This window comes from Corynebacterium sp. A21 (genome assembly GCF_052266655.1).
GTDB lineage: Bacteria > Actinomycetota > Actinomycetes > Mycobacteriales > Mycobacteriaceae > Corynebacterium.
Map to the genome: position 1 here is coordinate 20602 of NZ_JBQPQY010000017.1, position 12026 is coordinate 32627.

Genomic DNA, 12026 nt, shown 5'->3' on the forward strand with positions numbered 1-12026 from the left:
CCGGAAAACCCAAAAAGAAATGTCCACAAAACTGGACAACATGCAGGTAGTGGGCTATAATAATAAGTACAGGCAAGGCAGAGACCACGCCTGAACCCCAGTCAATAGGCCCGGGAACATTCCCGGCCAGCGAGGTCACGAAAGGGCCCCACATCATGATTGCAGCAACCACCATCGCCCTGGCAGACTCCCTGATCGCCGGAATCGTCGGCACCGATACCCGCCACTATGAAACCACCGCCCCCGGCCACTACGTCCTCGGAGACATCACCGTCGAAGACACCCAGGAAGCCACCGCCGTGGACATTCTCATGGCGTTTTCCACCTGGGCAGCCGAAACCCTCGATGACATGGGGGCAGCAGCGGAAGAGGTGGACATCGCCACGGCGATTTGCACCTGCCAATTCTCCGAAGCCATTGATCTGATCGGGCGACCCGGCACCCAGTCGGGCCTGCAGATCTGGGACACTATCGGCCTGCGGTCCTCCCGCTAAGCCAGTCCCCACACTAAGCCCGGGCCACTGGCCCGGGCTTTTCCATTCCACTAAAAAACCCAAAAAGAAATGTCCACAAAATTGGACACCATGCAGGTAGTGGGCTATAATAATAAGTACAGGCAAGGCAGAGACCACGCCTGCAACCCAGTCAATAGGCCCGGGACCACTCCCGGCCAGCGAGGTCACGAAAGGACCCCACACCATGACCATCATCCAGACCCCCGTAGCACTGTTCGCCAACATCCCCGGCATCCTCGGTTTCTACCCCACCGAGTCCATCATCCTCATGACCTTTGGGACTGTCGCGGAGACCGGGAGCTACGCCCTCGGCCCGGTCTGGCGTCTCGACGTGAGCGACCGCCCGGCACTGTCCGACCTGTGCGGCACCCTGAACGCAGAGAACATCGACCGCGTGGAGATCCTGATTGTCAGCACCAACGACCAAGACCGGGCGAGCGCCCTGCACACCCTACGTGCCCAGGACTGTCCCATCGCCAACTGCTGGCTCACCACTGAAATCAGCACCGGAGCGCCCTATGAGCTGGCCTTTTCCCGCATTCAGGGCGTGCCTGCACAGATCACCGGCCAGATCGCGCAGATCTCCCAGTCCATCACCATGCGGAAAATGGTCAGCGCGGGACACCGGCCCGAACCCACCCGGGCAGAAGCTTTCGCGGCATTTGACCGACAGGACACCTGGCTGCCCGAGGGAGCGTCCGAGGCCCTCGAAGCTCGCGCCCAGGAGCGCGCAGCCGCGCTCTGGCACGACGAAACCGCCGAAGCTGCCGATAAGGGCGCGGTCGCAGCGCTGCTTGCGGAGTTCGATCAGATGATCCGCACGGCCGAGGAGACCACCACCACCGCGGATAGCTACATGGTCGATCAGGAGTGCCTGACCCTAGCCGCCACCGTGCTGGCGCACTCCATGTCTCGCGACGCCATCATGGTCGAGGCAATCCACCGCCCCGCCCCGGTCATGTCGATCATGCTTGCCACCGCCCGGACCTGCACCGGCATTATCCGCGCAAACGCCCTGTCGGTCTATGCCGTGGCCGCCGCGACCACGGACCTTGCCATTCAGCCGCAGGCCGCACTGACCGCAGCCCAAGATGAAATTCCCGGACACACCCTCTCCAGCCTGATCATGGAGGGCTACAATGCCGGAGCTTTCCGGATGACAGCAGAAGCAATCAAGCGAGGGAGTGAGCTAACCCGAGCAAAATTCACCAACTAAACCGCAGGTCCGCCCCGAAAATGGGGCGGGCCCGCTGGCCCGCCCAGGGGCGTTCCAGCGGGCGACCGTGGCACCGGTTCCACGACAGAATTACCGCCGGAAATATAGGGATATAGGGCAAGACAGTGAGCCAGCTTGCCCTATATCCGTATATTCCCAGACGATCAGGAATGTACGAAACTCCCCATCCATCCATCCAAGAGAAAGAACCAGGCGATGACCAGTCAACTACCCAGCATGACCGGAGCTGAGCTGTATGCAGCTCGCTCCTCCTACGGCATGAGCCTCAAAGATTTTGCCCGACTCGTCCAAGTCAACGAACGCACCCTCCGCCGGTGGGAAATGGGGGCACCGATACCCGAAGAGAAGGCAGCAATGCTCTGGACGATTGACCAGAAGCTGGACGAGTGTGTCAAGGGGATCCTTGAGCACTCCCGCCTGCCGGATGGAACGCTGCCGCAGACGATGAAACTTCCTAGCGCAGTGCAGGAGATGCCGGCATGGTCCCGCCACATCCCGTTGACCTTTTATGTCGCCGCCTGCTGGCGCGTCGCACAGGGACACGGAATCCGACTCATCGGCCAGCACGACACCTGGGCACCCGATCCGCACACATAATCGAACCTAGCCCAATCCACGCTCCCACAAGCACCTATATCGAACGAGGGCCCACAGGTTACTCCCTTCTAGGGAAAATATGACAGCACGAGACCATGAAAATGCCCCACTACCATCAAGGTAGTGGGGCATTTCCCCTTGCTGTCATCTCCGTAGAGAAACGACCTAGAACAGTCCCAGGATCGGGTCCAGGAAGCCACCGACCCGATCAGTGACATCCATCGCCTTGTAGACCAGATCCAGAATGCCAGCAGCCTGAGATGAGCCGAGGGTATCGAGCACGCCAGCTGAAGAACCCACGACCTCCTTCGTTGAAGAGCCGACAAAAGAGGAGCCAGTCTCGACAACAGAGGAGCCTACAGACGAGATCAAAACAGAAGACATGAGCATTTTCCTTACGTGATATGGGTGGCTGTTGGCTACGGATGCGCTCGTAACTCAAATAAATTTATACCACAAAGTTTACTAAAACAAATACCAAAACTAATTTCACCTATCTAACCCCTGTCTGTTGGCGGCTGGAGAGGGGGCTTGAGCTGTTGAGGGTGAGGGTCCGTCAAGGCGTGAAAAAGTCAGGAAAGATGAAGGGAATTTTTTCCTTACCTCACAGTGGTTGCGCGTGCGTAGCTCCCGCGGAAACGGCCCCCGAGGAGAAAGTTGCCTGCCAGCGGGGGTCTCTGGAGTGGAGGGCTTGCGGTGGGATTCTTCCGCCCCTCACGTCCGAATTTTAGCGGCTGCGCCCTCCGCGCAAATCCTGCTCCCTCCGGTCGCCGGCCTCCCTCGAAAACTTTTTCCAAACGCTCCGCAGAAAAACTTTTCTCCTCCAGCCGGTCCCAGGATGTGCACTCCGAGCTTCCCCAGCCGCCGACATTCGTCTTGTGAGGGGCGGAAGAAAAAACGGTCGCCCCCGGGGAGTTGCCGTGCTTACGGTTCGATGATCGTGCCGGTATTTCCCCAACAAGGCCTACCCCCATTATTTACCCCTGAATTGCGCAAAACTACGTAATGCATTAAAATTAGCAGTAGATCGCAAGGGAGAGAGAAACCCGAGATCGCAGCCGAAACCCTGAAAGGGAAAACCATGACCACCACTGATCGCTACATCGAGACACTTGTCCAGAAGAGCATCCTGAGCCCCGCAGCGCGGAGCATGCACCCACAGGACGCCCTGGACCAATACAACGAGGCCCATGGCCTCACGGTCAACGATGAAGACTTCCTGATCCATCCCGACGTGGTTGAAACCACCATCGAGATAAACGGGGAGACCCGCAGAGGATGGGCCTACCGGAGCAACCGTCAAGTCAGCTCAGACACCCCAGACCTGAAGATGCTCCAGGGCTGTGACCGTCTCTCCCGCGAGCTCGGTGCCCGCATCCTTCGTTTCTAGCCCGACCACCGGGGGAGGGGCATCCCGACACCACACCCCACCCAGCACCCAGCCGAAACCCTGAAAGGGAAAACCATGACCACCAGTACCAGCGCACAGGACCTCATGATCGAGCGTCTGATCGCCACTGCAAGCACTACCGCCCGCGAGACAGGAACTGCCCTGACGCTGCGAGCGGAAGGCCAGGATGTATTCATCATCTCCAGCACCGAGAACCACCACTCGACCGATCTTTTTACCGCGACCAGTACCCAGCTCCTGGAGGCCATCGAGCAGTGGTCAGAAGAGACCATCAAGCACTGGGAAAACGATTTCCCAGTTGAGCACCTCAACTCGGCAAAAGCAGCACGAGATGAGCGCTGGGAGCAGGTAAACTACGACAGCCAGACAGCAGAGGTTGTCCTTGACTTCACCGGAGAGCTCATCGCCATTGCCCCCTCACCACTCGGGGACACCATCGACCAGTATCTCCACACAGTTCGAGTAACCACTGACGTCGCCACCCTCATCAGCCTGACCCGAAGCATGTTCAAGGACAGTCAGCCAGACAATCCACAGCATGCCTTCTTTCCAGGCAGTGGCGGAGATGAGCAGCTGATCGAAGCACTCAGCGATGCCAAATGGACAGTCACTCACATCGACGGCGACCTCCATTACATAGCTACGGCCCCAAATGGTACCCAGCTGGCCTACATCGAGGGTGACATCGAAGCGAATCCTGTTGAAAACCGCCCTACATCCATCACCTTACCCACCAACTTAGACCTCTGGCGCATGATGGATGCCTTCATTGCAAACCGAGACGCATTGAGTGAAGCTGATGCCACCGGCAGCGACACCGAGCCGCTCTCGGAAGCCATGGATGATATGGCTATTGGAATCGCCACCGCAGTAATCAACGCAGCAGTCCCTGCCGAGTAGTCAAGACGCCAGAGAAAACACCCACGCCACAAAACTCAACACAAACATGACGAGGGGCACCCCGACCATTAAGGTCGGGGTGCCCCTCGTCTCAAAAGCCACCACTACTCAAACTCAACACAAGCTACCAGATCCGCAACTGATCCTCATCCAGCACGACTAGATCACGCGCTGCATGCAAGGATTCCTCATCCCACCCAGAGGACACCGCGTCTCGAACCAACTGCGAGCGAAGAGCACGCTGGGCACTCCCTGCACCAGGAGAACTCCCTACATGTCGCCCCTGATGCACAGCCCAGCTAATGTTCTCGGACTGTGTGGCCTCACGAAGATGGTGAGCATCCACACGCACACATAATGGCTCACAGCAGTAATGCTCACCAATAACCCCTTCAGGAATCTCACCATCTAGCGCGAGCATGAGCGCGAACCGGTGCGCGGATACCGTGCGCCGCTTTCCCTCTCTCTGCCAGGTAAATCGGCCATATCCATCTGGGGTAGAAATCGGGCCAACCCAGATCCAACACCTCTCCCCACTACCGCGAACCACGCGCCGCCAAAACCGATCGATAGCACTGGCAGTAGGGGAGAGCAGGGGATCGCTGATCACCGACCTAGAACGCCCCACAGGCCCATTATCTGTACGAACAGAGTCCGCAAGCCCTAGGGGGAGATCTAGCGAGTCAGTCACGGACTAACAAGCCCTGCACGGGCATCGTCTGTTGTGCTCAATGATTGATCAGTCTTAGACGAATCACTGATGGTATCTTCCTGGTCAACCTTGGACTCAGAATCAGCAGAGTCGCTGACCGCAACTTCTAAGGCTTCCCCATCTTCGTTCTCTTCATTACGACCCCGTGCCTGGCGAGTGAAGGCACTCAGCCGATAGGAAGAAATTCCAGTCGCCTCCTCCACCTCTGAAAGAGTCATGCCAAGCGCCTTGAGCTCTTCAATTTCTTGTGCTGCATCCGAGGTCGCCATCGCAATCTTCTCAACATTGTTGACGAGTCCAGCTAAGTGGCTCGCCTGTTGATCCAATTTTCCAAGGAGGCGGTCGCGCATTTCTTTTTGAGTGATCCGCTTATTGCGTGTTCCGGTAGCCATGACGGTCATCCTACAGAGCTGCCTCAAATAGCGCCATCCTCTCCCACTTGACCACAGAACATTCTCTCCCTTAAGACCTCACCATGTCCCACCCTAATGACCGCCTCACCGCCGACACCAAACCTCACATGAACCTAGCAACCTCGATGACACTCACCTCACACACAGAACCACACACCTATTGCAGATAATCTGACTTTCGGTTTTCGCTGGTCACAGACCCGCGTTCGGGGCACGCTTTCCCGCACAGACTTTCCCCCCTAGACTGGTGGCCATGATGTCGATCAGGGCGGTGCACGCGGGAGATGGCTACGCCTATCTCCTGAACTCCGTGGCCTCCCACGACGACACCACAAGGCCAAATACCCGGCTCGGTGACTACTATGACGCCACCGGAACCCCGCCCGGGCGATGGTTCGGACAAGGCATCCAGGGACTCGGGGAAACCACCGTTTCGGTGGATGGAATCGTCGAGGAAGACCAGATGGCTGCGCTCTACGGTGAAGGCTTTCACCCGGATGCCGACGCCAAAATTGATGCCGGTGCCAGCCTGAAAGACGTGCAGCTTGGCCGCGCCTACCCCAGCTATTCCAAGGGAAATGCGGTCTTGGAAGCGGTCAAGGACGCTGAGAAGTCCTTCCGCGAGGAGCACGGTCGACGCCCCAATCAGAGCGAGCGAAACCTTATCGGTCTGGAGGTCGCCCGCCCCTTCTACGAGGCCGAACAAGGCGTGTCGGCCAGTTCCCCACGGGAGGTTCTCGCGTGGCTGAACGAGGAAAAGAACAACGTAAAGCAGGCCGTTTCTGCCGCCGACCTGACCTTTTCACCGACCAAATCAGTCTCCGTTCTCTGGGCCCTCGGAGATGATGACACCCGCAAAGCGATCGAGAGAATTCACCAGGACAGTGTCCAGGAGTCCCTGACCTGGATTGAAGATAATCTTCTCTACACCCGCACGGGATCTCGCGGCGAACGGCAGATCAAAGCCAAGGGAATGATCGCAGCAACCTTCGTTCATTACGACACCAGGGCTGGTGATCCTGATCTTCACACTCACTGTTTGATCTCGAATAAGGTCCAAGCGGACCCAGAAACCAGCGGTCTGACACCCGAGGACGCCGCTAAGTGGCGCTCCCTGGATGCCTCCGTGTTGTTCAAGAATTCCGCCCGCATCGGCCAGCGTTACCAGCGGATGATGGTCCAACGCCTGGGCGAAGAACTGGGCCTAGACTTCTATGATCGCAGCACTCAGGCGGACAAGCAGCCGGTCTGGGAGATCGCCGGAATCGATGAAAGCCTCATCGAAAAGTTCTCCCACCGGCGCACCACTGCGCGTCCGGTCTACGAGCAGTACGCCGCCGAGTACGCGAAAACGCACGGTCATGCTCCCTCTGATCGAGCACAGTATGCACTGTGGCAGCAGGCGATTTTGGATACCCGAGATGCCAAGAAACCCGCCCAATCCCTGGCCGATCACCGGGTTCAGTGGGCGCAGATGCATGATGGTCAGCCCCTGTCGGTAGAGGCGCTACAGGGGTTTGCTCAGCGTGAGTTCTTCCCCGACAAGGACGCCACGACCTACCGGCAAGCAGTCATGTCCCTGGCGGTGCAGGCCGTCGAGGACACCCGCAGCAGGCGGGCCGAGTTCCAGGTCCGCCACCTTGACACCTCCCTATCTACCCGGCTCAACCAGTGGCGTTTTACCTCCGAGCAGGACGCTGAACATGCCCGCACCGCGGCGTTTGACCACGCCATGACTCACCTCATTGTCGGCCTGGGGGCTACCCATAACGAGACTCTTCCGGAGGCATTACTGCACGAGGATGGGCGCGTGATCGACCAGGATGCCGAGTCGAAGACACTCACCGCACACGCCACCTTGAGAGAAGAAAACACCGTCCTTGATGCGCTCAATGAGCCCACCGCGTGGACTGTCAGCCATGCTTCTGTGGTCACAGTAATTACGAACAACGCCACGGATAAGGGCTTTGCGCTTAACACCGGACAGCAGCTTCTTGCTTCTCACTTAACCGAGTCCGGGGCGCAGGTCACCGCTGGAGTCGGTCCTGCTGGTACCGGAAAAACGGCGTCGATGGCCGTGGTGGCCGACATCTGGCGCGCCCATGACCGCAACGTTGTGGCCCTGGCCCCCTCGGCCACCGCCGCCCAGCAATTGGGTGAAGACATCAACGCCGAGGGCGCGACCCTGGCGTCGTTGACCTACCGCTGGCGTGGCATCGTGGGGAAGAATCCGCGCAGTGTCGAGCACCTGGGTGTAGACATTAAGCCCGGCGATATGTTGCTGTTGGATGAGGCCGGCATGGCCACCACGGCAGACCTCGCTTCCCTTGTCGAGATCGCTGACGCAACCGGTGCGGTGGTGCGTATGGTCGGTGATCCACACCAGTTGGATGCGGTGGAAACCGGCGGACTCTTCCGCACCATCGTCAAACGCGACCAGTCTGTTGAACTCGATCAGGTCATGCGCATGGGTGCTGACACCGCGCAGGCTGACGCCGGTCTGGCACTTCGTCACGGTGACGTAAGAGGTCTGGATCTCTACCACGAGCGCGGCTGGGTTCACCACGGTTCTCGGGCCGAAATGGTCGCCAAGGCCGCTGGGCAGCACCTCGACGATGAGGCGGCTGGACGCTCTGCGATCCTGATTGCCTCGACCCGAGACGATGTGAATACGGCCAACCACATCATCCGTGACACCCGAATCCAGAGCGGTCTGGTTGAGACAGACGGCCCCCAGGTCACCCTGGGAACCGGGCATCAGGCAAGTGTCGGGGACGTGATTCTGACACGAAAGAACCAGACCATTAACGGCCACCGGGTACTTAACGGCCACCGTTTTACCGTCACCGGCGTGCGTGAGGATGGCGGTCTGGTGGTCGTGGATGAGCAGCGTCAGCGTCCACACATCCTGCCTGGTTCTTATGTCTCCGAACATGTTCAGCTCGGTTACGCCGCGACTGTGCACCGCGCCCAGGGTGTCACCGTGGACGTCACCCGAGCGGTCGTGGGCGCAGAGACTGATCGCCGTGGACTCTACGTGGCCATGACTCGTGGCAAGAAACAAAACCATGTTTATGTGGCCGAAGATACCCGGATTGATCTGGATTCCGAGGACGCTCACTGGCACATGTCCGGCGAACATCAGGCCCCGGACTATCGCCAGATTCTGTCTGCGATCGTGGAAAAAGATGACGGTCAGCGTAGCGCGACCGACCTGCACCGAGCGCTGATCGCCCAGGAGACGAGCGACCAACGCAAGGGCGAACTCCTGATGACCGCCACCGACATGCTGACCACTAAGTGGCGTCGCAGTGTGGTGGAACCGGACGTGCGCACCCGACTGGATCGTCTCCCGGTCGCAGACCTAGAGGCCCTTGATGAGGACCAGGCGGTGGAGCGCATCAGCACGGCAATCGTGCGCCTGTCCCAGCACGGCATCGACTACCGCGAGCTGATGGAGGAGGCCACTGCGAACCTGGAGGGCTCGCGTGATGTCGGTGCGGTTATCGCTGCGCGGCTGGTCCAGGAGATCCCTGATGAGTCACCGGTGATCAACCACCTTCCGCTGGTTCACGCCGGTACGGACACTGAGCTGCACGACTGGGCCGAGAGTATCCGGGAAGAGCTGGATCAGGTCAGTGGGCGTGAGCTCCGTTCGCTGGAGTACCCGCTGCCGGCCAAGGGAGAGGTCACCGGCCGGGACTTCACGAATGCCGACTTGCGCGGCATGGAGCTGACCGGGTTGCAGTTCATCGACTGTGATTTTGACGGTGCCGCGTTCGATGACGCCCAGATCCACCGTGTGACGTTCAAGGACTGCTCCATGACGAACACGACGTTTACCGGCACCGATTTCGGGTCCGGCGACAGTGCGTTCACACTCAGCCCGCTGATCCGATGCAACCTGGATGGGGCGGACTTTACCGGCGCCAAGCTGGTCCGCAGTCGCTTCACGGGCTGTTCCATGCAGGAGACAAACTTCACCAGAGCCGAGATCAGCGGACGGTTCCAGCATGTCGACCTCACAGGCGCAGAGTTTGCTCAGTCTGAGATCACTAACGCCGTGTCCGTGGCGGATTCCACGCTGGACGATGATGCACCGGAGTCGCTGCACCGGGCCCAGGGAACGACCGTCGATGATCGTGAACAGCGCCGGCAGGAGCGTATGGCACAAAAAGATGCCGCTCAAGATAATTCCTACACGGCTGTATCTGGCCAGCAAGTAGCCGGTCACCAAATTAAGACCAGTGGACTCGATCTCTAGATTTAGTTCCTTCCGAGGAAGTACATCTAATGGCCACGAATATTTGACATGAAATTCACAGCAAAGGGGAAATGACTGCGATACAGTAGGCGAGTACACAGTTTCAAATCAGGAGTTTCTATGCGTATTCGCAATATTATCGTGGCCCTACTTGCAACGATGCTCATATTTCCGGCTTCTGCCCACGCCTCTGAAAGTTTCGACCCCCTTACTCTGCCGGATACAGAGGTTACTACGGTATCCCTGTCTGATTTGAGCCAGGGAACAGAAGGGGAATGGTCAGCGACCGCTGGGATTAATGGGAGCGGTCTTCCTAAAAGTGGTGGTCCGGAGATATCCCCAATGGGCGGTGTCGCTGATACCTGGGCACCTGGAGGGGCGGGCGCTCGTGTATCTATGACTGTTCAAGGAACAGGCAATATTGTAAACGGTGTCAACTTGGGATATTGGGCAGGATTTGTCACTCAAGGTTCGAATGCTTGCGTAAGTGATTTTGAAGTCTCGTTCTATGGAGCTTTCAACGATCGCCAGGTGCAGAATAAGAGTCACTACGCTTGTGTGGCCCCCTGGTCAGCAACTAATCAATGGTTCACAATTAATCAGTACCTTTATTCCAACACCCCGATCTGTGGGCGTGTCAAGGTAAATAACCAATGGTCGCCTCACGCCTGCCTTCAAATCATCCCGTAAAATAAAAAGATGATCTCCTATCTTTTTGCACTTCTCCCCTTCTTGGTACTTCTTTGGATCGGCTCTAGGCTCCATGCAATTCTGCACGAGATTAGAGAGATGAGAAGGTTACTCGAAGAGAAATCATAGAGGGAAGAAGCCCCTGCCGGTGGCATACGGCTGAGCACCTTACATGAGTGGACTTGTATCACTTCGCGCCCCGTACATAGTGCGGGGCGCGTTCTGCATTCTCCGCATTTAGTCACACTGACTGATGAGCTCCTAGAGAATTACTTCTTGAGCTGATATCCAAGAAGGTTCCCCAGCTAAAAGGTAAATAGCCCATAAGGTGTCTCAATCTTCCGCGATGTCGTGAAGGGATGGCACATTGTCTGACAATAGGAAATTCGACGTTTCAGGTGTACTCCCTATGCCGTCGGGGATTCCAGATTGGATGACGCGGCACCGGGCCCAGGGAACGACCGTCGATGATCGTGAGCAGCGCCGTCACTAGCGTATGGCACAAAAAGATGCCGCTCAAGATAATCCCTAAGCGGCACCAATCAGCCATCACACAGACGATCGTATTTACTCTGGTCCAGAGTTATAGTTCGGCAGACTCTGAGGACTCCTTTTCTACCTGGATTGGAGGAAATTCCAGCGTCTCAGGGTGAGAATCCACCCCAGCCTGAATGCCCGACTGGGGGTCATTTCCGACGACCTGGCTGGCGAAGTCGTGGGCAAAGAGAGCGTCTTCCGAGGCACCGACTTCTGTGAGATCTGCTGCCACTTCCTCACCTGTCAGCGCTGTGGTCTCGCGCTCACTTTCTATGGGCAACTCCTGGAGGTCCTGGCCTGCCAGCTCCTCGATCCGATCATCCACGGCCATTTCAAGGTGCTCCCCCTCTCGGTCTTCGGTCATGCGCCCATCGTCTGTGGACGCCATCGCCGCAGACGCAGCCGTGCCCATCGCTGTCGTGGCCACGACAGGACCAACTGCACTGTCCGGACCCCGACGCACCTGCTCCGCAGACTCTGTGAGTCCGCGGCGTTCCAGTTCTGCGGACAGTGCTTCCGAGGACTCATACTCGAGTCCACGATCCCGCCGGTCGGTGACATCCCGGCGGTGCTCGCGCACCAGTCGACCGGTCCGCATCCGCCGCAGGTGATGGCTGCCCGGGCGCATCGATCGCCCCATCCCTCGACGGGCACCTCGGGGGAGATTCTGGGCAAGTCGCAGCACGTCAGCGACCTCTCGATCAATATCCTGCATTGGCTCACTCATGATGATTTCTCACTTTCTATTGT

The 12026-nt window shown here is 58.2% G+C and carries 10 protein-coding genes; 7 read left to right on the forward strand and 3 right to left on the reverse strand.

Annotated features, from left to right (window positions below):
* Window positions 1–155: 155 nt before the first annotated feature.
* From ACTU46_RS15190 to ACTU46_RS15200, 3 genes are all read left to right on the forward strand, one after another.
* On the forward strand, window positions 156–494 hold the full coding sequence (locus tag ACTU46_RS15190) for a hypothetical protein (RefSeq protein ID WP_443383418.1): 339 nt from the start codon (window positions 156–158) through the stop codon (window positions 492–494).
* A gap of 205 nt (window positions 495–699) precedes the next feature.
* Window positions 700–1731 carry a DUF4192 domain-containing protein gene (locus tag ACTU46_RS15195; protein WP_443383421.1) on the forward strand — a complete coding sequence of 344 codons (1032 nt, stop codon included), beginning with the start codon at window positions 700–702 and terminating at the stop codon, window positions 1729–1731.
* Window positions 1732–1968: 237 nt separating this feature from the next.
* Window positions 1969–2349, forward strand: a complete 381-nt coding sequence (locus ACTU46_RS15200; RefSeq protein ID WP_443383424.1) for a helix-turn-helix domain-containing protein — start codon at window positions 1969–1971, stop codon at window positions 2347–2349.
* 165 nt (window positions 2350–2514) lie between these two features.
* On the opposite strand, the gene ACTU46_RS15205 is transcribed toward ACTU46_RS15200, so the two are convergent.
* Entirely contained in the window at window positions 2515–2733 is a 219-nt protein-coding gene (locus tag ACTU46_RS15205; protein ID WP_443383427.1) for a hypothetical protein, read from the reverse strand.
* 697 nt (window positions 2734–3430) lie between these two features.
* On the opposite strand from ACTU46_RS15205, the gene ACTU46_RS15210 reads away from it, so the two are divergent.
* Window positions 3431–3739, forward strand: coding sequence for a hypothetical protein (locus tag ACTU46_RS15210; RefSeq protein WP_443383429.1), 309 nt, complete (start codon window positions 3431–3433; stop codon window positions 3737–3739).
* A gap of 75 nt (window positions 3740–3814) precedes the next feature.
* Entirely contained in the window at window positions 3815–4660 is an 846-nt protein-coding gene (locus ACTU46_RS15215; RefSeq protein WP_443383432.1) for a hypothetical protein, read from the forward strand.
* Between the two features lie 687 nt (window positions 4661–5347).
* On the opposite strand, the gene ACTU46_RS15220 is transcribed toward ACTU46_RS15215, so the two are convergent.
* The gene (locus ACTU46_RS15220) at window positions 5348–5764 is read right to left on the reverse strand and encodes a hypothetical protein (protein ID WP_443383435.1); all 417 of its coding nucleotides are present in this window, start codon (window positions 5762–5764) and stop codon (window positions 5348–5350) included.
* Window positions 5765–6038: 274 nt separating this feature from the next.
* On the opposite strand from ACTU46_RS15220, the gene mobF reads away from it, so the two are divergent.
* Window positions 6039–10049 (forward strand): MobF family relaxase, encoded by a 4011-nt coding sequence (gene mobF, locus ACTU46_RS15225; RefSeq protein ID WP_443383437.1) that lies wholly within the window; start codon window positions 6039–6041, stop codon window positions 10047–10049.
* 120 nt (window positions 10050–10169) lie between these two features.
* The gene (locus ACTU46_RS15230) at window positions 10170–10739 is read left to right on the forward strand and encodes a hypothetical protein (RefSeq protein WP_443383440.1); all 570 of its coding nucleotides are present in this window, start codon (window positions 10170–10172) and stop codon (window positions 10737–10739) included.
* Window positions 10740–11322: 583 nt separating this feature from the next.
* Here ACTU46_RS15230 and ACTU46_RS15235 read toward each other — a convergent pair.
* Window positions 11323–12003, reverse strand: a complete 681-nt coding sequence (locus ACTU46_RS15235) for a hypothetical protein (protein ID WP_443383442.1) — start codon at window positions 12001–12003, stop codon at window positions 11323–11325.
* Window positions 12004–12026 lie beyond the last annotated feature (23 nt).

Excerpts from the sequence above, each read along its gene's own strand:
- ACTU46_RS15190 (WP_443383418.1), top strand. The coding sequence starts at position 156 with ATGATTGCAGCAACCACCATCGCCCTGGCAGACTCCCTGATCGCCGGA.
- ACTU46_RS15195 (WP_443383421.1), top strand. The coding sequence starts at position 700 with ATGACCATCATCCAGACCCCCGTAGCACTGTTCGCCAACATCCCCGGC.
- ACTU46_RS15200 (WP_443383424.1), top strand. The coding sequence starts at position 1,969 with ATGACCGGAGCTGAGCTGTATGCAGCTCGCTCCTCCTACGGCATGAGC.
- ACTU46_RS15205 (WP_443383427.1), bottom strand. The coding sequence starts at position 2,733 with ATGTCTTCTGTTTTGATCTCGTCTGTAGGCTCCTCTGTTGTCGAGACT.
- ACTU46_RS15210 (WP_443383429.1), top strand. The coding sequence starts at position 3,431 with ATGACCACCACTGATCGCTACATCGAGACACTTGTCCAGAAGAGCATC.
- ACTU46_RS15215 (WP_443383432.1), top strand. The coding sequence starts at position 3,815 with ATGACCACCAGTACCAGCGCACAGGACCTCATGATCGAGCGTCTGATC.
- ACTU46_RS15220 (WP_443383435.1), bottom strand. The coding sequence starts at position 5,764 with ATGGCTACCGGAACACGCAATAAGCGGATCACTCAAAAAGAAATGCGC.
- mobF (WP_443383437.1), top strand. The coding sequence starts at position 6,039 with ATGATGTCGATCAGGGCGGTGCACGCGGGAGATGGCTACGCCTATCTC.
- ACTU46_RS15230 (WP_443383440.1), top strand. The coding sequence starts at position 10,170 with ATGCGTATTCGCAATATTATCGTGGCCCTACTTGCAACGATGCTCATA.
- ACTU46_RS15235 (WP_443383442.1), bottom strand. The coding sequence starts at position 12,003 with ATGAGTGAGCCAATGCAGGATATTGATCGAGAGGTCGCTGACGTGCTG.